At 35.9% G+C, this 24,199-nt stretch carries 12 protein-coding genes and 1 pseudogene; all 13 read right to left on the bottom strand.

The genetic code is table 11. From position 1 onward, the window contains the following. Positions 1–6: 6 nt before the first annotated feature. Positions 7–2,376: a GH92 family glycosyl hydrolase gene (locus EKL98_RS14700; protein WP_126562997.1), complete on the bottom strand. Its 2,370-nt coding sequence runs from the start codon at positions 2,374–2,376 to the stop codon at positions 7–9. A gap of 189 nt (positions 2,377–2,565) precedes the next feature. After that, complete coding sequence (locus EKL98_RS14695) at positions 2,566–4,836, bottom strand: GH92 family glycosyl hydrolase (RefSeq protein WP_126562996.1); 2,271 nt, start codon at positions 4,834–4,836, stop codon at positions 2,566–2,568. 47 nt (positions 4,837–4,883) lie between these two features. Beyond that, positions 4,884–8,051: a GH92 family glycosyl hydrolase gene (locus EKL98_RS14690; RefSeq protein WP_126562995.1), complete on the bottom strand. Its 3,168-nt coding sequence runs from the start codon at positions 8,049–8,051 to the stop codon at positions 4,884–4,886. Positions 8,052–8,172: 121 nt separating this feature from the next. After that, positions 8,173–9,774: a RagB/SusD family nutrient uptake outer membrane protein gene (locus tag EKL98_RS14685; protein ID WP_126562994.1), complete on the bottom strand. Its 1,602-nt coding sequence runs from the start codon at positions 9,772–9,774 to the stop codon at positions 8,173–8,175. 23 nt (positions 9,775–9,797) lie between these two features. Then, positions 9,798–12,890 (bottom strand): SusC/RagA family TonB-linked outer membrane protein, encoded by a 3,093-nt coding sequence (locus EKL98_RS14680; RefSeq protein WP_199740710.1) that lies wholly within the window; start codon positions 12,888–12,890, stop codon positions 9,798–9,800. 137 nt (positions 12,891–13,027) lie between these two features. Beyond that, a complete protein-coding gene (locus tag EKL98_RS14675) occupies positions 13,028–14,203 on the bottom strand; it encodes an MFS transporter (RefSeq protein WP_126562993.1) in 1,176 nt (391 codons plus the stop codon). 70 nt (positions 14,204–14,273) lie between these two features. Continuing rightward, on the bottom strand, positions 14,274–15,395 hold the full coding sequence (locus EKL98_RS14670; RefSeq protein WP_126562992.1) for an ROK family protein: 1,122 nt from the start codon (positions 15,393–15,395) through the stop codon (positions 14,274–14,276). Between the two features lie 17 nt (positions 15,396–15,412). Continuing rightward, positions 15,413–17,143, bottom strand: coding sequence for a class I mannose-6-phosphate isomerase (locus EKL98_RS14665; RefSeq protein WP_199740709.1), 1,731 nt, complete (start codon positions 17,141–17,143; stop codon positions 15,413–15,415). Between the two features lie 144 nt (positions 17,144–17,287). Further along, positions 17,288–18,727 (bottom strand): glycoside hydrolase family 125 protein, encoded by a 1,440-nt coding sequence (locus EKL98_RS14660; RefSeq protein ID WP_126562990.1) that lies wholly within the window; start codon positions 18,725–18,727, stop codon positions 17,288–17,290. Between the two features lie 5 nt (positions 18,728–18,732). Next, positions 18,733–21,018, bottom strand: a complete 2,286-nt coding sequence (locus tag EKL98_RS14655; protein ID WP_126562989.1) for a GH92 family glycosyl hydrolase — start codon at positions 21,016–21,018, stop codon at positions 18,733–18,735. Positions 21,019–21,353: 335 nt separating this feature from the next. Then, the gene (locus EKL98_RS14650) at positions 21,354–22,376 is read right to left on the bottom strand and encodes a LacI family DNA-binding transcriptional regulator (RefSeq protein ID WP_126562988.1); all 1,023 of its coding nucleotides are present in this window, start codon (positions 22,374–22,376) and stop codon (positions 21,354–21,356) included. Between the two features lie 584 nt (positions 22,377–22,960). Next, positions 22,961–23,203 (bottom strand): DUF808 family protein, encoded by a 243-nt coding sequence (locus tag EKL98_RS14645; protein WP_126562987.1) that lies wholly within the window; start codon positions 23,201–23,203, stop codon positions 22,961–22,963. A 541-nt stretch (positions 23,204–23,744) separates the two neighbouring features. Continuing rightward, positions 23,745–24,199 (bottom strand): annotated as a pseudogene (locus EKL98_RS17625) (hypothetical protein); the annotation flags it as partial.

The following is a 24,199-nucleotide window of genomic DNA, read 5'->3' as shown; positions in this document are numbered from 1 at the left end:
GATTCGTTATTGAATAGGTTTATCAGACATGTCTAGTAACAGTATACCGCCTTTAGTTATTTCAGAAAAGGGAATAGCGGCCTTAAATTGTTTCTTGCAGTTCCATTTTATGTTTTTTAGATAGAAATTATTTTTACTGTTATTTCTGGTTTCAATACTGAATTGTTTCCCTTTGTAGTAGTCCTGATTCAAGTTGATGGTTAGTTTATCAAATAGGGGACTTCCAATTTGGAATTCTGGATTTTCCTTTGTAAGACCGCCTACATCAAACAAACCGATAGCAGCCATAACATACCAAGCACCTAATTGACCCTGATCTTCATCTTGACCGTATCCATAGCCATGGATTCCTTCTGTACCATAAAATTCGTCACAAATAGCACGGGTCCATTTTTGGGTAAGATAGGGTTTGTCAGAGAAATTAAATAGCCATGAAATGTGAAGGTTGGGTTGATTACCATGATTGTATAGTGTTTTTATTCCTGCAAAAGCATCAATTTCTTTACCGCCCCCAAATACTGTTTTGCGAGAAAGAGTAAAAATGCTGTCTAATCTATTATTGAAGGTTTCTTTTCCAATCTTAGCAATTAAACGTTCCGGATCATGCGGCACATAGAAGGTATATTGGATTGCATTACCTTCTTGAAAACCTTCCCATGGCGCATAGGGGTCGAAAGGATCTGTGAATTTACCCTGTTTGTTTTTAGGACGAATTAATTGTGTTTTTGGATCGAATAGATTTTCCCATGATTTAGATTGTTTCATTAACTTATCATAATCCTCTTTTTTGCCCAGTTGCTTTGCCATCTGAGCTACAGCAAATGAGCTAAAGGCATATTCTAAGGTGTGAGAAGCACTAAATCCAGAGCCTTTGGCATTACTTTTTCCAAAAGCTTTTGTAAAATTGATGTAGCCTGATTTTACAAAAGGTTTGAGGTCCATTTTACCAGCGCCTTCGGGTCGATTTTTCCAAGTGATTTCATTTTTAAGTGCCGCTTCGTAGGCGAGATCAATATCAAAATCTCTTATTCCAGACGAATATGCAGACGCTATAATTAAGCTGACAAAATTGGTGCCTACTCCAGAAACAAGGCGGCTGTTAGCTATTCCATCTCCAAGCCAGCCGGTTTCCTTATAGACCAGTAGTTGACTTTTTATAAAGTCGGAATAATATTCTGGATAGCCTAAAGCCCAGAGTTGTGTGAGATTCCAAAAAGCGCCCCAAACAGCATCAGTATTGTAATGATTGTGTAATGGAACTCCCTTATTATTCAGAGTAATTTGTCCAATACTACCATCATTTTTAGGATATTGACCATTTACATCACTTGCAAGACCTCTTCCAAGAAGAGCATGATATAGTCCTGTATAAAATTTTATCTTTGACTTTTCGTCTTTGCTTTCAACGGCAATACGTCCTAATTGATCATTCCATGTTTGGGTTGCCAATTGTTTGGCCTGCTCAAAGTTTAATTCAGCCGCTTCAGCTGCTAAATTGAGTCTTGCATTTTGAATAGAGGTATAGGATAATCCCATTTTAATTTCAATTTTCTCTTCTTTTTCGGTATCAAAAACCAGATATAATCCAGCACCAACTCCTTCGATACTTTGATTATCAGCATAGATAGTATCGTTTCGAAAAGTACCCCATGAATCCGGTTTTTTACTAATTATAGCAGAAAAAAACATGCTCACAGTAGCTCCTGGTTGATACACTTTGACATATTCAGGCTCCGTTATTACATATCCTTCTATTTTATTATGATCGACGAGCGTTACAAAAGCTTTTTTTACCTTACCGCTTTCCCCTTGCTGATTTCCAATGTCAAAAATTAGATTTGATTGCCTGCTTTTAGGAAACGTGTATTTTTGAAATGCCACCCTATTCGTTGCTGTCAATTCAGCTTTTACATTATAATCTTTAAGTAGCACAGCATAGTAACCTGCAGTCGCAAATTCATTTTCTTTATTGAATCGGGATCGATATCCTTGGTCAGGATTTTCAAGTTTTGCTGGGACGGTTTGAATATCACCAACGGTTGCAGCAGTAACAATACCTCCAATTTGAAATTCATGGAAAGCGGCAAAACCTTCGATGGAAGTATGGCGGTAATCATATCCAACGGCTTCCCAACCGGAAGCATTTCCGTAATGCCCATTAGTTGAGGGGCCTAATTTTGCCATTCCAAAAGGCATAGCAGCGGGCGTATAAAAAAACCAACGCGAATGCGCTGTACCTATATTCGGTTGTACATAATTGATCCATTGTATTTGGTCAATTGGAGTTTTTATAGTGCTATTTATTTTGGTTTGTGCTATTAATTTTAGGTTTATAGCAGTGCCAATTACAATACAAGCAATTAAATTTTTTTTCATAATTCGTGTTTCAGATTTCAGAAAATAAAAAAGAAATTTGATGTGTTTTGATAATCCCAGCTTAAAAAACAGGATGGTTATTTTTAAATACAATAGCTTATCAAACCAATAAAATTTGATTCCAATGCGAAATAGCGTTTAGGATTTGCTATCCGAGCATCAGAATCAAAATTTTAGCTTTATAATTTATTAATAAACAATGGATTTGGGACGATCTTCTTGTTTTTTTCCAAATTCGAGATTTGGTTTAGGTCCCATAACAAACTTAAGTTCTCCACCTTTTAAAATTTCCTTGTGAGTGATAAACGATTTTGAATGTTTTTTTCCATTTAAAGTAACTGATTGAATATAAATATTTTTGAAACTATTGTTTTCCGTTTCTACTTTAAAGTTTTTATTATCAGGTAAAGCAATGGTAACCTCATCAAAAAGAGGTCTGCCAAATACATACATTCCATTGGATGGATTTACGGGATAGAAACCCATAGAAGAGAACACATACCAGGCGGACATTTGGCCACAATCTTCATTTCCACTCAAACCATCAGGCTTGTCGGTATAGAGTTCATTCAAAATATAGTCAACCTTATCAGCAGTTTTATATTGCTCTCCGGCATAAGCATACATATAAGTTGTATGATGACTCGGTTCATTACCATGTGCATATTGTCCGATCAATCCTGAAATATCCATTGAAGCACCTTCGTCTAATTTTGAAGACCGACTAAAAAGTTCATCCAGTTTTGCAACAAAATGCTTGTCGCCGCCAAGAAGTTCGATCAGCCCTTCAGGATCCTGAGGGACCATCCATAAATATTGCCAGGCATTCCCTTCACAATAATCATTAATCCTGTGTTGTGCAGAAACGGGATCAAAAGGAGTTCTCCAGTTACCATCCAACATTTTACCTCGCATGAATCTTGTTTCAGGATCGAAGTATTTTTTATAGCCTTTTGCTCTTTCTCCAAAGTATTTAGCATCTTCTTTTTTGCCTAATTTTTCTGCTAACTTAGAGATTGCCCAGTCACTAATGGCATATTCCATAGCACTTGCTACCGATTCAGGACCATGATCAGCGGGTATGTAGCCGTATTTCAGCATATCTTTCACCCCGGGTTCAAAATCACCAGTAGCCGATGTTTTCACGGCAAGATAAGCCTCTTCTAAATTAATTCCTTCGAATCCTTTAAGGCAAGCATCAACAATCACGGGAATGGCACTATAACCCGGCATCGTATTGGTTTCATTCCCTCTTAAATGCCATACCGGAAGTTTTCCTTGTTGTTTAAAAATCAAAAGCATGGAATTGATCATATCACTTACACGCCCGGGTTGGGTAATTGTGAAAAGAGGATGTGCTGCGCGGTAGGTATCCCAAAGCGAAAATAAAGTGTAGTTATTAAATCCGGGATCCGAGTATACTTTTTTATCGGTCCCTCGGTATTCTCCGTTAGCATCATTATAGAGATTAGGAGCAATCATGGTGTGGTAAAGCGCAGTATAAAACACTCTTTTTTTAGCTTCATCCTCTGTTTTGATTGTGACTTTTGAAAGCTCTTTATTCCATTTAGCATCGGCATCAGCCACTACTTTGTCAAAATCCCAATTTGGAATTTCAGCTTGAATATTAGCTAAGGCATTTTTCATGCTTACTGGTGAAACTCCCATTTTTAGATACAGAATCTCTTTTTCAGTTGTCGAAAATTCTAAGAATCCTTTGATCAATTTTCCTTTAGCTTCGTTTCCCTCCAATTTGGTATTTTCATTGTAGATTACAAAATTCTTTACCGGTTTTGAGAGTATCAAGGAGAAGTATTCTCTTTCATCTTCAGCCCATCCTTTTGAATACCTATAGCCCTCAAAAGTAGTATCGTTAATTTGGCGGATAAAGGTTTCTACGGCAATATCGGAGTTTCCTTCGCTTAAATCGACAATTACTCTGGATTCTTTATTCGCCGGAAATGTATATTTATGAATACCCACCCGTTCCGTAGCAGAGAGTTCCACTTTAATATTATAATCCTCTAATTCGACCGTGTAATATCCTGGTTTTACAGCTTCTGTCGTTTTATTGTAAAGCGAGGCATAACCCTCCTTTGGGCGGTCTTGATTTCCAGACCAAACTTTTCGGACTCCAACAGTTGGCAAAACCGAAAGTTCCCCTAAATCAGAAATCCCAGTTCCACTTAAATTTAGATGGGTAAAACCTTTTACAATACTATCTGAAAAATGATAGGAGGAAGACCAGTCCCAGCCTTTATAAAAATTACTAGGACCCAACTGGATTCCGCCAAAAGGAACACTGGCGCCAACAAAAACATGGCCGTGGCCTCCTGAACCAATAAAAGGATCTACATATTGTGTCAGGTTATCAATCTTTTTTTCTGAATCTTTTTGACAGGAACCAAAAGCTAATGCCAGGCCTAAAATCAGTACGCTTTTTTTTACAAAATAATTCATATGTTTATTTTTAAGTTATTATTTGATGCGTTATTGGTATTTATAATCTATTTTGTTCCCCATTTTTTATTGGGTTCTGGTCCCATGATCAGACTTAATTTACCGCCTTTGAGCAATTCACTTACCGGGAATTGAAAGCTGTTTAATACTTTTCCGTTGAGGTTTGCTGATTGTACATAAATATTTTTTCTTGAGGTTTCTTTTGCCTCGATTGTAAACTTTTTGCCTCGATCGTATTTTTGCCCAAGATCAATGGTTACCTTTTCAAATAATGGACTCCCAATTTCATAAATCGGATCTAAGCGGGTACCACCATCTGTTTGAAATAAGCCCAGTGCCGCCATTATAAACCAGGCACTCATTTGGCCCTGATCTTCATCCCCTAAATAAGCATTTGAAATATCAAATCCATAATAACGATCCAGTATTGATCTTGACCATTTCTGAGTTTTCCAAGGTTGATCGACCCAATTAAATAAGAAAGCAAAATGCATGGATTGTTGATTTCCCTGCACTACTGGAAAATCCCAATATTGATCTCCAGGAGCATTATATCTCCAGGGTTCGCTTTGCTCGAAACCCCAATTTAATCGTTCGATAAAACGATCTTTTCCTATTGCATTTGCTAAAGCAGGTATATTTTGAGGAACAAAAAAGCTGAGCTGCCAGGCATTCCCTTCTACATAATGGTGGTTTGCCCCTGATTTAAAAGGATCAAAGTCCGATTGCCAAATACCCTCGCTGTTGCGAAGTTGTGCATATCCGGATTTGGGTTCAATAACATTTCTCCACCAATTGCCTCGATCATTAAATATTTCGTAGTCTTGTTTTTTGCCTAAGGCTAGTGCTAATTGCCCCACAGTCCAATCATCAAAGGAATATTCCAGGCTATTGGAAAAGCGTCCTTTATCGGAAGGGACATAGCCGTATTTTAAGTAGGGAGCTAAGTCCTCGTTTCCGGCATAGCCGCCACCAATTTTTTGAGGAAGCGTAGTTTGCATTTTTTTTACCGCTGCAAAAAGTTTTTCGGTATCATAATCGCGTATTCCCATTTGATACGCTCCTACTAAAAGAGGTATTTCATGTTCTGCGACCATTACAGGAATATACTCCATGCCTGCGGGGCCTTTGGCCAGCCATCCGTTAGCATCAAACATGGCCAATTGCGATTTAACCCATCGGCTTGACCATTCCGGTGTTATTAAATTCCATACTTGATTCAAATTCCAAAAGGTATTCCAAAAGGCATCACAGCCTAAGGCAAGGGCATCAGTATCGGAGAATTTTTGTATTTTTTCGGTAGCATCCACCCAGCGTCCGTCAGAATCACTGTAAGTATTCCTGCAATAGGATCGGTAAAGGTTGGTATAAAAACGTGTTTTTTCCCGCTTGTCATTCGAACTAATTTCAACTCGATTTAGAATTTTATTCCAAGAATCAACCTGAGCCTGACGGATTTCTTCGAAATTCCATTTAAAAGGATCCGATATTTCTGTCTTGAGATTCCCACGTGCCCCTTCAATATCAACATATGAAATTGCTGAACGTGTCTGAATTATTTGATTTTCTCGCGTATCAAACTCTACATAGGCTCCCACTTTCGATAGGTTAGTACCCTTAATACTTCTATTTTTAGATACGAGCTCATTCTCCCATCCACCGAATTTATTAATATCTTGATCAAATTCTATAACAAAATAAATGGTGTATTCCTGATCGACTCCTCCAGACCATGCATCTGCGGAGAGTTGTTTGCTGAATCCCTCAATTCTTCGATTATTGATTTGCCTTATTTCAGCATTCTGAACGAGATACTTGTATTCGGATGGTATTTGTAAATCAATCATTACTCTGGCTTTGGCCCCTTTGGGATAGGTATATCTTTGAAAGCCACATCGATTGGTCGCTGTTAATTCGGCTAAAATATTATAATCTGTTAATTTGACACTGTAATATCCGAGCGGAGTTTTTTCGGAAGCCTTGTCAATTCTAGATCTGTATCCGGATAAAGCTGGTTTTGTATTATTATCAAGCACTATAGGATTGATCAAATCGACACTTTGATCCCCAATATCGGTCTTAAGTTCACCGGATGTCGGCATCATTCCTAATCCAGCCATAGTCCATTCGTGAATGTGACTAAAAGTTCCAATACTTTCAAAAGAAGGCTCGTATCCGGACTGCCAACCGTCATTTTGATTGTCAGGACTCAGTTTAACCATACTAAAAGGCATCCAAGGTCCTGGGGCAATCATCCATCGGGAATGGGCCGTTCCTATTCTTGTGTCTACGTAATTAGCTATTGAAGCTTCGATTTGAGGAGATCTAATTATGGTACCGTTTTCAATTATTTTACCGTCTAAAGCGATACTATAATTAGATTTCTGAGTACTTAACACTGCTGGCATGGGAGCCTCAAAGAGGTAACGACCCTGCTCTGTTTTTTGTTTAAAAATAAGAGAATCATCTAATTTAACCGTCAATTCCGGCGTGCCATTCAAATGTTCGACATCAATTAATAAGGGTTGAATCATTTTGTTTTTTAATTCATAATCTGCGGCCTTCACTTTACGTATAAAGGCAGCTTGGTGTGTTTTTGAGATACTGGCAGCAGCGGGGCCTTCGAGTCTTATTTCATCAAAAATAAGCCAGGAACCTTCAATAATACCGACTTGTATTTCATTTCCATGAGTGGTGATTATCTCCGAATCTATGTCAATACTTATAATTTGTGAGTTTCGCGTATTAGGTTCTTTTTTGAGGCTAATATCACCAGTGCCGGTCTTTAGTTTGTATTTCCAAGATTTAGAATTCACGGTAATTTTTAACAACGACTCCAATTTTTCAGAAGTTTCTAAAACCGTGACAATTAATTTATATTTTCCTTGTTTTGGAAGTGTATCCATTCCAAATAAAATAGTCATCACATTTGTTCGTATCCCTGAAGTACCACCAGTACCGCCCCATTTATCCTGAGGACCTGGTATGATGTATGGCCAGTCTTTTTCAGGCTTTGAAACACCAATTAGATAATATCGGTCTTCCCAACCAAAATCTTTTTTCAGAAAGTCTTGATAAGCACCTGATTTCAGAGCAAATTCATCGGCTTTATTATTTTTAGTGCCAATTTGCCAAAGTGTTTTTGTTTCAGTGCTCTCTTTCTTAAATTCGGGAATTAAGAAGAATAAGAGTAAGAGATATGTTAGATTTTGCATGCTTTTTTTGTTTATTAGGAGATTTAATTTACCCTTAATTCAAAAATAAAAAAGGGAAGAGCAAGCTATTTCAATACTTTTTTCATGCTCTTTTCTTCCCTTTTAATACTAGATTTATATTTTAGTAGCCCTCATTTTGAGTTAAATTTGGATTACGTTGTAATTCATTAGCAGATATTGGATAAAGAAGGTCTCTGGCCTGAAATGTATTTCCCCAAGTGTTTTGTGCCCCTATAAGATCAATAAAAGAGATTACTCCCTTATTATTAATGTTGGTTTTCATGATTTTACGGGTACGTTGCATATCCTCCCAGATTTTAAATTCAAGAGGAAACTCTCTCAGTCTTTCTTTCCAAACTTCTTCAATAAATTGATTGGGAGATAAAGCAGCCAGTTCGGTTGAAACTGTTTCCACACTTTTTCCTGTAAGTGAAGCTCTGCTTCTAACTTGGGCTAAATAGCCTCTAGCTTCGGCAGTGACTCCTTCTGTTTTGGCAATTGCTTCTGCGGCAATAAGCAATACTTCGGCGTAGCGGTATATTTTAAAATCTTTGTCTTGTTGCCCTGAAGTAAATAAAGCATTTTGGTCAAACCACAAATAGGGCATCGTTGGAAAATTTCTTGTCTCGGTATTTGTACCGCTAGAATTAGAATAATCATAGGTAAACTGTGAATGAAAAAATTGTTTTTCCTGAATTCTAATATCTTCGGTGCTGTCATAAATAGCTAGTAATCCGGGGCGAGGCAAAAAGACTTCCGTGGTAATAGCAAATTTGAAAATTTGTCCAGGCCAGCTAACAGCACCTGTTGGAAAAGAATAGGTTGCCATCCATCCATTCGTTGCAATACCTGACATATATTCAACCTGATACATGTATTCATCTTCGCTATCAGAAGTTCTCATAATATTATAGGCACTATTAGTAGTTGTATTTCCATTTTGGATTAGTCTATAGTTTCCTGAATTGATAATTTCCCGAGCCGTTGTTGCTGCTTCGGCATATTTATTCGCCTGAACTGGAAATCCACTCATATGCAAATAAATATCAGCCAAAAGGGTATTAACAGCACCTTTTGAGATTCTGAAATTGTTTTTTGGCATAGGAAGGTCTTCTAAACCTCCTTCTTTACTAGCATAAGTAAGATCCGTAATCATTTGTTCGTATACTATTTTTGAAGTTGAACGTGCAACATAAATATCCTCTTGGAGGGTATCAATAATAAGGGGTACGTCTCCAAAATATTTTACTAAATAGAAATAATTAAACGCCCTGAAGAAATAGGCTTCTGCTAAAAGTTGCTTTTTTTCATTATCGTTTAAACCTGGAGTTACAGGAATATTTTCAATAGCAAAATTAGCTCTAGCAATTGCTCTATAACAAGGATCCCAAATTCCATCGAGATAACCAGCACTTGTTTGCGCATTAAGACTAAGGCTTTGACTTTGAACAATAAATTGTTCCTGTCCTTTATAGTTAGGATTGTCAAAGAAGCCTGACATGTATCCGCCACTCATTAGTTTAGGACCGTTATAAGCACTAGCAGCATAAGTAAGGTCCTGAATCCCGCCACGATACAGCTGATTTACTGCAGCATACGCATGATTGGGTGAAGTGAAATATTGATTTTGTGTAATTTCACTTAGGGGCTCTTCAACTAAGAAATCAGAACAAGAGTTCAATATTAAAAGGAGTCCCGTTAAAAGTATAATAGATTTTTTCATATTAAATTTCAATTAAAGGTTGGTTAAAAACTAACATTAAGTCCAAAAGTGAGCGTTGTTGGCCTTGGATATTGAAAGAAGAACATATTCTGTCCCCATTGATTTCCTCCTTGTGAAGATCCTTCGGGATCAAAACCTTTAAAGGACTTGGCGTTTAAAACCCATGCATTGTTTAATGTAGAATAGATTCTTAAACGATTAATACCACTTTTTTCAAGAAACGTATCGGGGAAGTTATATCCAAAAGAGATAGAGTTCAGTCGAAGATAAGATCCATCGGAAACCCACTGGCTGTCCATTTCCGAACTTTGACCGCTAATAGGGCCATTCCGAATTTGTTGTACCATCGTGTTTTGATTTTGTTCAGTCCAAGCTTCGGTTAGTGTTTCAACTAAACCATTACCATAACCCGTTCTATCCTGAGTAGAGTGAAAAAACTGTTGAAGAATTTCGCCTCCCTTAACAAATTGAAAGTCCAGGATGAAATCAAAATTTTTATATCGTAATTTATTTATAAAACTTCCAGTCCAATCAGGTAAACCACTTCCTAAAATACTTTTTGTAGTTGATCTTTTAGCCTCACCCGGAATTTGATTTACTAAGGCGGCTTCAGCAGCTTCATCTGTACTCCAAGTTCCTAAACGAGTATATCCATAGAAAGATCCCAAAGACTCCCCAACGCGCAAGATTGTCTGACTTCCTGATACCCAAAAAGGACCTGGTTCAATATCTTCGTTGTTCGTGCCTAATTTTTCAATACGGTTTTTGTTGAAGTTTAAATTCAAAGAGGTATTCCAAGAAAAATCATTGTTTTCAATGTTTACTGTTGAAACTAGGATGTCTACTCCACGGTTCGATACTTCACCAATATTATCGAGTACGGATGTAAAACCAGTACTATGCGGAACCGGACGATCTAACAAAAGATCGGTTGTGGATTTGTAATAATAGTCAAATTCGAGAGAAACTCTATTTTGAAACATACTTAGGTCAAAGCCGATATCGAATTGTGAAGTTTTCTCCCATTTTAAATTGCTGTTAGGAAGTCTGTTAGAGTAGGATGAGGGAGCACGTTCTCCATTAATCAGAGCAGTACCGGAGGCTATAGTTGCCAGAGATCTGTAGGTTCCAATTTCGGAATTTCCTGTAAGTCCATAACTGGTTCTAAATTTTAATTGGTTTATAAACTTAAGATTATTTACAAAAAAATCTTCTTTAGATGCGATCCAACCTAGACCCAAAGAAGGGAAGAAGGCATATTTGTTTTGGGCACCAAATCGGGAAGAACCATCCATTCTGGCGGTGAATGTTGATAAATAACGATCTTTATAAGTATAGCCGGTACGCACAAAGTACGAATTCATAGCCCAGCTTTCTGATAATGAAGTAGGAGGATCAGGTGTTGTCGCTGCTCCCATATTATTGTATTTGAAAAAATTATCAGAAAAACCTCTAGTGGCCGAACCACTTCTTTCAAAACTATTTTCCTGCCAACTCAGACCTAGTACCGAATTTATACGGTGATTATCGCCTAAATCTTTATTGAAAGTAAGGAACGTTTCTTGTTGCCAATACATGTTTTGTTCGTTTGTGATTTGAGCAAAACCATTAGGGGCAGAGATATTTACTAAATCGGTAGGCCAATAATCTTTATAATTACGATATTGGTTATCAACTCCAAATTGAGTTTTTAAATCCAGACCAGGTAAAATATGAAAGGTCAAAGCAGCATTACCAAAGATTTGAGTACGATTGCGTAAACGCTCCTGAGTTTCTAGCACATGAACCGGATTAGCCATTCCTTCAAATCCAAAATTATCAGTTGTACCTAAAGAATTACTCCAGGAACCATCCGGATATTTTACAGGAAAAAACGAAGGCATTTCAATCATAGTTCTCCTGGGTGACTGCCCGCCACCATCTTCCTCAACCGCATTTTCATTTGTACGATTAACGAGCATGTTAATTCCAAAATCAAACCATTCTTTAGGTTTAACATCAAAGGCAAATTTTGCATTAATCCTTTTCATATAGGAATTCAGCATAATCCCTTGACTGTCTGTAAAATTTAAAAAAGCACCTACCGATGATTTTTCTCCCCCTTGTTGAATACTAATTTGGTGATTTTGAGAGATAGCAGTTCTAGTAGCCTCTTCTTGCCAATTTGTATTGTAAAGTGGCTGTCCATTCGCATCAAATAAGCGAGGATCATTAGTGGTTAGTACAGGAGCAGCTCCCGGCTGATAGTCATTATATTTAGGGGCATTGGCATAGCCCGTTTTAATCACTTGCAGTAACTGATTTGAGTCTAATACATCCATTTGTTTCCGCAATTGACCAAAACTGACATAAGTGTCATAGGCAACGGTAATTTTGTCACTTTTGTTCCCTCTTTTGGTGGTCACTAAAATAACTCCATTAGCTCCTCTAGCTCCATAAATCGCTGTTGAAGAAGCGTCTTTTAAGACTTCCATACTTTCGATGTCATTGGGATTTAGAAATTGAAAATCCTGCATGGCAACTCCATCCACTACATAAAGTGGATTTGATGAAGAATTAATGGTACCGACTCCTCTAATGACTACTCTATTACTCCCTGAAGGTGAGCCAGAATTTGTGTAAACATTAACTCCGGATACTTTACCTCTCATACTTTCTAGAGCATTAAAAGAGGGGTTTTCAAGGATTTCTTTGGATGTAATTTTACCTATGGCACCAGTAACGTCAGATTTTCGCTGTACACCATAGCCCACCACAACAACTTCATCTAATTCCTGAGAGTCTTCGGCTAATATGATATTAATCGTTGTTAATTGACCTACCTTGCGAATACTTGTAACGAATCCCAATGAAGAAAATTCGAGTTCTGAGGATTCACTTGGCACAGTAATACTAAACTTACCGTCTAAATCAGTAATTGTACCTATTGATGTACCTTTTACAACCACATTTACTCCTGGTAAAGTATTGTTTTTTGTATCTAGTACTTCGCCTGTTATTTGGATATTTTGTCCAAAGGCAGTCATTGAAAAAAGGAAGATAAATGCGCTACAGATACTTGTGAGACGCGATTTGAATAGTCTGTAAAAATCAGACTGTTTTTTCTGTATATTCATATAATAAAAAATTATTTAGTTAAAGATTTTTTGTTAGTTAAAGATTTTTTAGCATAAGCACTAGGGTTTTTAAATGATGCATTTTTATGGCATCTGGACATTTTAATAATTAGTTTTGGTTCTCAAAATTTAATTTTTTATTTATCAACAGTTTCGATTTCTACCTTTTTTACAAAAAACGAAAGATAAATATGGTATACGCAGCATAGTATCAGTACAATTAAAGCTCCAGCCTGTAATTCTAAGCTATCGGATGCTAAGCCCATTAACCAAGGAAATAAGGCACCTCCAGAAATCCCCATAATTAACAAGGCAGAAATGTCATTTGATTTATCGGGTAAATATTGAAGCGCATAGGAAAAAACGATAGAAAAGATATTAGAAACCGATAAGCCTACTAAGGCTATAAATAAGTAGAGTATGTTTAAGTTATCAGCAAAAATTAGAGCAAGTAAAGAACTTATAGCAATAAAAGTACTAGTGATATAAAATTTTCGGACTGAAACATAGGAAAGCATAATACTCCCCAGAAAAGAGCCGATAGTACGAAATATGAAATAGACACTAATAGCATAAACGGAGTCTAGGGAGGTCATTCCAAAAATACGTTCTTCCATTAGTTTTGGCGCTATTGTATTAATTCCGACATCAATGCCCACGACTGTAAAAATTCCAATAAACAATTTTAATACTGTTGGATTTTTTAGCAATGATAAAGAGGATTTGAAGGAGGAAGAGTGAATGGTCTGGTTTTCGGTGATGGGAGTAACCAACAACCAAAAGGAGGATGCCAAAGTAGCTATCAGATAAACGGGAAAAATTAGCGTCCAATCCCCAAATTCTTTGGCGGCGTAAGCGGCAATTATCGGTCCCAAAAAAGATGATATTGCCTTTACAAACTGTCCTGCAGAAAGACTGGCAGTAAGTTTATTGTTTTGTACCACATTAGACAATAGTGGATTTAGGGAAACCTGAATAATAGTATTACCTATTCCTAGTAATGCGAAAGTTATTAAAATGATTGTAAAGTTATAAGCAAATAATGGTAGCAAAAAAGCGATTAAATGAACGATCATACTTAGAAGAACTGTCTTCTTTCTTCCGATGCGATTCATTAATAAACCCACTGGAATAGAGAAAATTAAAAACCAAAGGAATACAACCATAGGCAATGTACTAGCCATGGAGTCACTTAGATTAAAATCATGTTTAATGTTGTTTGTCGCGGTACCAACAAGATCCACAAAACCAACAATAAAGAAACCAAATAGAATGGGAAGTATTTTTTTGAGGTTATAATTGCTATTTTTCATTTTATTTTTTTTAATTCAAAAAGTAAATTTTTTAGGTATTCATCATTTTTTTTTGATAGTATCGTATTGTTTATAGGCTTATTTCAAGCTTTTTTTCGTTTTTATTTAATTGTTCCAAAGCAAAAGCGTAGGCGCCCAATGAAATGGCTTTCGCTGCTCCGAGCTTTGATATTGCAATTCCGGTCTTTTTAGATTGATTATATCGCACTTGGTTATTAGAAAAGGGAACATTGATGAGGTTTGATTTTTCTTTTAGAAATTCTATGTACTCAGAAGAATCGGACAGATTAAACGCTTCCATTTGTAAACTAGGATAATAACTACTATCAAAGGTTCCCACAGTGGAATTCAGTTCTTTTAAAATAGCAGGGAAAATATATTTTTCAGCACCTGATAATCCTCCGCCAATTACGACCAAGCCATCCATAACATTAATAATTCGAGAAATTACATCGCCCACAGCTTCCCCAAGTTCTTCGAAGCTTTTGATTGCTGCTTCTTTATCGCCAAGCTTTATCCCTTCGGCTATTTCAAAAATATCTTTTGGTGATTTTTCAGAATTATCTTTTGTGATTTCTTCATATACTCTTTGTACCGCTCGAATACTGACACTTTCTTCGGCTATTATATTTGGAAATTTTTTATTAGGCAATAACCATACATCGCCACCGCACTCATTGTCGCCAATATTTAAATTATTATTAATTACTATACCAGCACCAAATCCAGTACCTATGGTAATTCCTAAAAGGTTTTTATATTGTTTTGAATTACCGGCATTTTTTAAGTTGGTATTTACTTCGGGTAGCAGGCCAGCCAAAGCTTCCCCATAAGCAAATAGATTTCCATCATTATTTATAAAAACTGGGATATCAAAATTTTCTCTTAAAAAGCTGCCTAGTGCTACACCACCGCGAAAAGAAGGAAAGTTCGGAAGATCTCCAATGATACCATTTTTATAATCAGCCGGTCCAGGAAAGGCAAAGCTAATGGCTGCTGGATGGGCATTTAACTCTTTTTTTATAATACAAAAACCTTCTTTAATTGTATTTAGACATTTTTCCAAATTGTCTGAATTGGAAGGAAATATTACAGGAGTTACAATTTCCTGATTTCCTTTGATTGCAGAGAAAACAAAATTTGTACCTCCGGCATCAAGTGTCATCACAATTCGATTATCGTTTGTATACATTTTTATTATTTTAAATATTAAATTCTTACGTAAGCTTTAATAGTAGCACATTGTTGGCCGATGCCGGTTCCAAAAGGAGTTATTGTATAATTTTCGACAGATGCAGGAACAATAAATGTTTCGGCATAGTGTACATGAAAAGGCTCGAATTTTCCTTCCGGACTTTCTACTACGACTTCATCTCCTGCTATTAAATTTATAAGGTTTACACTATTGTTCGTATTGTGGCTTACTTTCTCCGTAAACCAATGACGACGACTTTCAATAAATTCACGGGGATGAAGTCCTGTTGATTCCTCTTTCCAAGCTTTACTCGCTGCAATTGGAATGATAGTATTCACCATATTTTTATAGATATAATCCGTTTGGTATTCCCAATTGATTACTTCTTTTCCTCTTTCAATATTGATAGGTCTGGGTTTACCATCTAATCCAAGACGCTGCCAATCCCATAGTTTAAAAGTGAACAGGCTTGGCGTAGCGCTTATTTCAAGAACTAGCGTATTCGCTCCGGAGCAATGTACAGTTCCGGCGGGTAGGAGGAAATGATCGTGTTTTTTAGCAGGTATTTTATTAATGTATTTGTCGGCGTCAAAGACAATTTTGCCCTTTTCAGCCTCCCGGAGATCGTTGATCATATTTTCTTTATCAACTCCCGTCTTTAAACCTAGATATACAAAGGCATTTTCTTTTGCATCCAGGATGTAATAGCTTTCATCCTGGGTATATTGCATTCCGAAATTATCTCGAATAAATTGGGTCGTAGGATGTACCTGCAGGCTAAGATTCCCGCCTTCCATAGTATCCAAAAGATCAAAGCGAATGGGGAATTCCTCTCCAAACCGCGATTTTACGGGTTCTCCTAATAATGCGCTGCTTTTAAGAAAAACTAAATTAATGGAAGGCATTTCAAAGCAGTCTCCATTGATATTTAAGAGCAGGCTGTTCTCAGAGGGAACTCCATCAAAACACCAGCCATAATTTGGTTTATCCTGATCCAGATCGCATACTTTTTTCATCCATTGACCACCCCATGGAGCAGGATCAAAGAAAGGAACTACCCTGAAAGGGCCTTCGATGGTTTTGTGGATTCCATTAAAAAACGTTTCTTTGTGGATCATTTTTGGCAGGTTGGCGATGTGTGTGTCTATCCAGTAATCGACCTTATCAAACAAGGTTTTTTTATGTTGATCACAAATAATCCAGTCATTAAAATAGGCTCTTTTGTATTGTATTGCAAAGGGCTCCTTGCTGTCATCTATGCCTAAAGCTGGAGCGGATTGTGTACGAAATCGCAACTGACTTTCCCATCGGGCTAAATCAGCATAAATTAATTTGTCATAATTTTTATCCACTAACTCCGCACCAGGTCCGAAAACAATTGTGAGTCCATTAGAATCCTTAATTGATTGTCTTGCTTTTTCCAGTTTTATAGGATCAAAATAATCAATCATTGTTAAATTGGTTACATAACCAAACAAACTATCGTTGGTCATAAATCGGGAAGTCATCTTTAGAACTTCTTCTTCCTTTAAAAATAAATCGCTAGTATTGATGAAAAGTTCAGATTTATAAGTTTTTATTTCTGTTAAAAATTCAGAGGTATAAATTCCAATATAAATATCGAAGACTATTAAAAATCGCTCTTTATTTATTTCCGTTTTCAACTGATCCATAGCCTTTTTCCAGCCCAGGAACAGTGTGCCTTTTGTTAGAGTTGCAGGATATTTGTTGTAATTGGATTTCATAATTATTTAATTTTTTTGGCATTCATACCTTATTTCTATAAGGGTACTTGCTCAGAATTTACGATAAGAAGCCCCTGCCTATACTATTGAAAATCCAATAGAGTAGGTGTACAACAGAAAAAACAATATTTTTTTTAAAGAAAACTAGCCGTTCTTTTCTTTGAGCAGGTGTGGGTAATTAATACTTGTTTGTACGATCATTTCTCCAAAAAGAGTATTTGCCCAAGCAAACCATTTGCGGGTAAATTTTGTTGCATCATCCTTGTGAAAGGACTCATGCATAAAACCGGTATCCGCATGAGTTTTCAATAAAATATGGATGCATTTTCTAATTTCATCCTCCTCAACGCTGGTTATAGCCCTAAGGATAATACTCATAGGCCAAATAGTATCTACCCCAGTATGGGGGCCGCCAACTCCTTCTCCTGCTTTTCCTTTATAAAAAAAGGGGTTATTTTCAGACAATATTAGGTTACGGGTGGCAAGGTATAAAGAGTCATCTGGTGCTATAGCTCCTAAATAAGGAAGTGATAGAATGGAAGGAACATTGGCATCGTCCATCATGTGAAAACTACCAAAACCATTTACTTCAAAAGCAATAATTTTCCCTAATTTGGGATGATTAATTATTCCTTGTTCTTCCAGACCTTTCTTTACCTGTACTTGTAATTCTTTTGCTTTGGCAACTAAGGAATCATCTTTGATTGCAGGCAGTGAAAACAGTTTCATTAGATACCCTAAAACCTCAATGGCAAACATATTGCTTGGAATCAAAAACGGCAATAAAGTACAATCATCACTTGGTCTAAAAGTAGATACGATTAAGCCACATGGCTTTACTGGATAACCATAACCACCCAAAGGAACTCCATCAGTAGCCCACGCTGTTGTTCTTTGAAAACTGTAAGGTCCCAGATTTTCATGTCGTTGTTGTTCTTTAAAAGTCTGCAACACTAAGAACATTGCTTCTTTGAAGTCTTTGTCAAACAAGCTGGTATCTCCAGTTTCTTTCCAGTACCCATAAGCAAGTCGAATGGGATAACAGAGGCTGTCAATTTCCCATTTGCGTTCGTGGATACCCGGTTTCATATCCGTAAGATCATTTTTCCACTCACTTATTTGATTCACATCTTTATAAAAGGCGTTGGCATAAGGATCCAGTAAAATACATTTAGTCTGACGGTTGATGACTCCTTTGACTAACTCTTTGAGTTTGAGATCCTCTTTGATATAAGGCAAATAGGGCCAAATTTGTGCGGTACTGTCTCTTAACCACATGGCGTCAATGTCACCTGTGATTACGTAGGTATCCGGTTTTCCATTTATAATTTCAAAATCAACCGTGGTGTCTAATGTATTAGGGAAGCAGTTTTCAAATAACCATGCCAATTCAGGATTTGCTATTTGTTTTTTGACTTTTATTATTGCCGCTTCTACAGCCGTACTGGTAAATTTTCTTTCAGATAAAGGAGGTCTTTTACTTGTAAAATCTTTAGCTGGAAAAGCAAAGGAAACCATAGGAATTGTTAGTAAACCGGCTGTTATGACACTTGTATTCTGAATGAATTTTCTACGTGATTGCATACTGTTTATTTTGAGCTTGAATATGAATAAGGATAGGATTTTGGGTCTGTCCCTCTCTCTTTATTTGAGGTATTGGTCATGTTAAAATCCAAGATAGCGCCATTTTGTAAGTCGGAATGCTTTATGAAATTCTTAGTAAAAGGAGTGTTATCCCATTTTAAATCAGCTACATATATGTTTTCATCAGAGTTATTGGGAGCATTAATGGTTACATTTTTTCCGTTTTCAAGTTCCAAACTTATTTTATTGAATAAAGGAGCTCCCAGAACATATTCATCCGTTCCCGGGCATACGGGATAAAAGCCCATTGCAGAAAAAACATACCAAGCAGAGGTTTGCCCATTATCCTCATCCCCACAATAGCCATCTGGTGTTGGTTTGTATAATTTATTCATTACTTCTCGGGACCAGTATTGGGTTTTCCAAGGCTGGCCAACATAGTTGTACAAATAAATAAGATGCTGAATCGGTTGGTTACCATGCGCATATTGTCCCATATTCATGACTTGCATTTCTCGTATTTCATGTATGGTTGCGCCATAATAACTATCGTCAAAAATAGGAGGCAAGCTAAAAACAGCATCCAGTTGAGAGGTGAATATTTTTTCTCCCCCCATTAAATCAATCAAACCCTGCATGTCATGAAATACACTCCAGCTGTAATGCCAGCTGTTTCCTTCGGTAAAATCACCACCCCATTTGAACGGATTAAAAGAAGCGGAGAACTTACCATCCTTACTTTTTCCACTCATCAAATTGAATTCTGGATTGAAAAGTAATTTATAATTCATCATTCGTTTTTCGAACAAATTGATTTCCTTTTTGGGACGTTTTAGTGCTTTGGCAAGCTGCCATATGGTAAAATCATCATAAGCATATTCTAAAGTTCTAGCAGCACTTTCATTTATACCAACATCATTTGGCACATATCCTAAAGTATTGTAGTAATTAACTCCTTTTCTTCCTACCGCATTCAAGGGACCTTCATTATTTGCCCCATTTAAAAGTGCTTCATACAATGTTTTAATGTCATATCCACGAAGTCCTTTTAAATAGGCATCAGATACCACAGATGCCGAATTATTACCTACCATTACATCTCTAAATCCAGGACTAGACCATTCCGGAAGAAAGCCCCCTTCTTTGTAAGCATTTATTAGGCCTTCTTGCATTTCCTTATTTATGGAAGGATACACTAAATTCAATAAAGGATATAAAGCTCGAAAGGTATCCCAGAATCCGGTACCGGCAAACATAGCACCGGCTTCCACTTTTCCGTTGTAGGGACTGTAGTGCACTTGATTTCCAGTGGCATCAATTTCATATTGTTTCTGTGGGAAACAAACGGTTCGGTATAAACTGGAGTAGAAGGTTTTGGTTTGTTCTACTGTTCCGCCTTCGACTTTGACTTTTCCTAGTACTTTATTCCATTCTTTTTTGGATTCTATTTTAGTTTGTTCGAAAGTGGCTGTGCCCAGTTCCCTTTTCATATTGAGTTCTGCCTGCTCGAAACTGATAAAGGAAGAAGCTACTTTTATATTGATTTTTTCTCCTTTAGTAGTAGAAAAACCGATGATCGCTCCAGCATGATTGGACATAGATTCTAATTTGTCTTTATCTAATTTTTGATCTTGCCAGGTGTATTTATCAGCAAAGGGCTTATCAAAGACCAACACAAAATAATTTTTGAAATTATCAGGAACTCCGCCACTGTTGAGAGTGGTATATCCTATTATTTTATTTTCAGAAGGAATTATTTTTACATAAGACCCTTTGTCGAAAGCATCAAGAACAATATATGATCTGTCATTTTCCGGAAATGTTATTTGAAAGTGAGCGGCTCTTTCGGTAGTGGTTATTTCGGTGGTAACATCATAATCGGCGAGATAAACGCTATAATAATAAGGGGTAGAAATTTCGGCTTTATGGCTAAACCAGCTAGCTCTGTCGTCTTCTAAAAAAGCCAATTTACCGGTAACCGGCATGATGGAAAACTGTCCATAATCATTCATCCAAGGCGATGGTTGGTGGGTTTGTTTGAAACCTCTAATTTTTTCCGCGGTGTAAGTGTACATCCATCCATCTCCCATTTTACCGGTTTGTGGAGTCCAGAAGTTCATTCCCCAAGGTCTGGCGATAGCAGGATAGGTATTTCCATTAGAGAGACTGTGTGTAGACTGTGTTCCCATCAGCGGGTTAACATAGCTCACGGCGTCAAAAATATCGGTTTGTGCTTTTGATGTAAAAAAAACGAAAATTAGACTTAATAAAATAAAGTGTTTCTTTCTCATGGTAGTTTTTTTAATACTATTTTAATTATTATTGGTCGTTCTGTAATTATTGCATTAGTCCAGTCTAAATTTGAAATAAGTCAAATCTCTTAAGTAAGTCTAAAGTTTACTAGTCAAAATAGCAATATTGTAAACAATAGTTTAAAATCAATTTGTTGCGTCATTTTGTCTAATTTTAAAACACGACATTATACAATGGTTATTACTTATCCTCCTTAAATTTTATTTCTAAGAATATATGTGGTAATTCTCCTTATATTGAAAACAATTAGACTAAACTATGTACTAAAACGTTTTAGTAAATTAAATAAAAAAATACTCGAATCTTAAACGTGTTAATTATTAGAAAATATAGATTCTCTTAGAATTAATTTCCCTTTTTGCATTATTTTTTGCACTTTAAACTCCTTTTCATTATTAATTTGGTCCATCAAAATTTCAACTACTTTTATGGCTAAACTTTCTATAGGTTGCTCAATTATGGATATAGTAGGAGTATGCAATCGAAAACTGGCATGATCATCAAAACTAATTATAGAAATGTCTTTAGGCAGTATATATTTCATCTGTTTAAAAGCTTGAAGACCTGCGAGTCCCATATAATTTGCAGAGAAAATTACTGCATCAATTTCTGGGTATTTTTTAAAGAAAGAAACCAACTCTTCAATTCGTTGTTGTTCTGTACTTTGAAAAGGGAGATGTAAAACTAGTGCTTCTTTATAAATCGCTGCTTTTTTTAAAGCATCCATGTATCCTTTTTCCCTGAGTTGCATTTGGATCATTCCAGAGGTATTATTAACCAATGCTATGTCTTTAAATCCTTTACTAATTAATAAATTGGCAGCTTCGGTTGCAGCTTCGTAATTATCCATTACTACATAGCTCACATTTTTGTGAGGAAAATAACGGTCAATCAATACCACCGGTTTATTTAACTGGATTAGATGATCAATATTTTTTTCGGAACCGGCTGTAGGAGTAATAATAAAACCATCTACATTTGCCTGTAGCAGGCTTTGGATTAATTCATTTGTTCGTACATCATCATTATTTGTACTGCAATAAAAAATTTTATATCCTAGTATACGAGACTGATCTTCAATTACTTTAGCAAGTTCTGAGAAAAATTGATTTGAGATATCTTCTACAATCAGACCAATCGATTTTGTTTTTCCAGTTCTCAAACTACTAGCAATCATATTTGGGATGTAACCTAAATTTTTGGCAATTTCTTTTACTTTTTCAATCTTAACTTTACTTATTGCCATTTGTGGTCCTTTGTTATTTAAAACAAAAGAAACAGTCGATATAGAAACCTGAGCTTGAATTGCAATATCCTTAATGGTAACTTTTCTCATAATGATAAAAGGGTGTAAATAAATCGGAGCTTGATCACAAACCTAAGGTAAAATTTATTACAAAAACGTTTTAGTAAAATTTATTTTTACATTAATCGTATTTTTATTATCAAAATAAAGAATATTGTGTAAATAAAAAAGGAAAAAATAAGAGTAATTCGTATTGGATAAAAAGTGCTAAAGTCCCTTAAATAGTCGTATATATTGTAAAATAGAGCGAAATTATAAAGGGTAAAACTACAAGAGGTAGTAATTAGTAGTTTTAAAAAAAACACACGTAATTTTTTTAAACCACTAATTAATTGGTCTATAAAACGCCTTATTGGCTTTTGAAATATACTAAGTTTCAGATAAAAGATTGGATTTATTGTGTAAATCGGTATGTATTTTTTATAAATTAACGTCCAATTTCTTGAGACAGTCTTAAAAGCAAGTCTAATTCATCTAATTTTTGTAAGCTTAGTTTGATAAAATACTTTAATACAAAGGGAGTAATAGATATAAAAACACGAGTCTTTTGGTTGATTTTTTCCTGCTATTTTTAAAATATTGGAGTATCTAAAATATATTCCGTTTTGTAGGACCTATTTTTCACCAATTATTTTTTTGAACAGCGATACAATTCCCAAAACAAGTAGGCCAATGAGTAGTCCTATTAAAAATTCAGTTACCATGGAAGGCAATTGGGTTAAAATCCCATGAAAAAAAGCAATGTTGTGAACAAATATGCCACCTGCTACTAAGACTAAGGCGATGGTGCCTATAACGGACAAACTTTTGATGACCTTTGGTAGTGCTTGGACAAGAATCTTTACGGTTTCACTCATTTGAAGAAATTAAATATCTTTTTTGAATTAATGTTTCTTTCGTTTTATCAAATGATAATGTTTTGATTGTTGATTTGTAAATAAACAGTATTTTCTAGAATATTACTATACCCACTTTTAGTGATATTTAATTTGGCTGTTCTTCCTTATTTTACTTTCAAACACTATCAACTTAAATATTTATTGACTCATGCAGTTTGTTATTTATTAGAGTTTATGAATGTGCCGTTTGTTATCGTTTTTCTTTTGAATTTGGTATAAATCTTACGAGGGTAAACATTTGTCTCATGCGGGATCGTACGCGGTCTTAATAACTTGCTTCGAGTTCTGAAGCGCAAAGATTAGTGGTCACGTGTATTAGTGATTTTTTTTTAATGAATGAATCGTAACGGCTGAGAATTATTTCAGCCATTACCTTACACTCATTACCGAAATGTTTGACTTGCTTTTCGGTGCCAAGGTCATTCAAACAAAATCCCAAAAGTCGTGATTGAATATTTTGTTTTAGGTTAAATTTGTTGACAGATGGGTATTCCTAGACTTAATTTTGTTGAAATAAGAATTCGTGCGTATCAATTACAGCTGCTCTTCCCATCTGTACTAAATTCTGCGTTTTTTTTAAAAATATTCCGAGTGTTTTTTCATTATAAATCAATTTCATTTCGGAAGAATAGTCGGTCACCAAATACATATCACCTTCTAATTTAAAAAAAGGAATTTCAGATTTCCCTTTTGCCTTTATTCCTTTATTAACGACAACGCCATTAGCTAAAGCATCCTTTAGTACTGCATCGCTTTTTTCTTTTGATGCTACTTTAGCATAGGCTACTATCATATTCATCCATTCGCTACTGTCAATCAAGTACCATTGTACCTTATTAAAGTCAATACCTTGATCGCTGATCCATCCGTAGCTGGTAAAAGCAAGTAATACCAGCTTTTTACCATCTAGTTTTGGATTGTCGGATGGACTAAATTCTTGTATTTTAAAAGAAA

Source organism: Flavobacterium bomense (assembly GCF_003970355.1).
This window is presented reverse-complemented; position numbering and strand designations above follow the sequence as displayed.

Excerpts from the sequence above, each read along its gene's own strand:
- EKL98_RS14700 (WP_126562997.1), bottom strand. The coding sequence starts at position 2,376 with ATGAAAAAAAATTTAATTGCTTGTATTGTAATTGGCACTGCTATAAAC.
- EKL98_RS14695 (WP_126562996.1), bottom strand. The coding sequence starts at position 4,836 with ATGAATTATTTTGTAAAAAAAAGCGTACTGATTTTAGGCCTGGCATTA.
- EKL98_RS14690 (WP_126562995.1), bottom strand. The coding sequence starts at position 8,051 with ATGCAAAATCTAACATATCTCTTACTCTTATTCTTCTTAATTCCCGAA.
- EKL98_RS14685 (WP_126562994.1), bottom strand. The coding sequence starts at position 9,774 with ATGAAAAAATCTATTATACTTTTAACGGGACTCCTTTTAATATTGAAC.
- EKL98_RS14680 (WP_199740710.1), bottom strand. The coding sequence starts at position 12,890 with ATGAATATACAGAAAAAACAGTCTGATTTTTACAGACTATTCAAATCG.
- EKL98_RS14675 (WP_126562993.1), bottom strand. The coding sequence starts at position 14,203 with ATGAAAAATAGCAATTATAACCTCAAAAAAATACTTCCCATTCTATTT.
- EKL98_RS14670 (WP_126562992.1), bottom strand. The coding sequence starts at position 15,395 with ATGTATACAAACGATAATCGAATTGTGATGACACTTGATGCCGGAGGT.
- EKL98_RS14665 (WP_199740709.1), bottom strand. The coding sequence starts at position 17,143 with ATGAAATCCAATTACAACAAATATCCTGCAACTCTAACAAAAGGCACA.
- EKL98_RS14660 (WP_126562990.1), bottom strand. The coding sequence starts at position 18,727 with ATGCAATCACGTAGAAAATTCATTCAGAATACAAGTGTCATAACAGCC.
- EKL98_RS14655 (WP_126562989.1), bottom strand. The coding sequence starts at position 21,018 with ATGAGAAAGAAACACTTTATTTTATTAAGTCTAATTTTCGTTTTTTTT.
- EKL98_RS14650 (WP_126562988.1), bottom strand. The coding sequence starts at position 22,376 with ATGAGAAAAGTTACCATTAAGGATATTGCAATTCAAGCTCAGGTTTCT.
- EKL98_RS14645 (WP_126562987.1), bottom strand. The coding sequence starts at position 23,203 with ATGAGTGAAACCGTAAAGATTCTTGTCCAAGCACTACCAAAGGTCATC.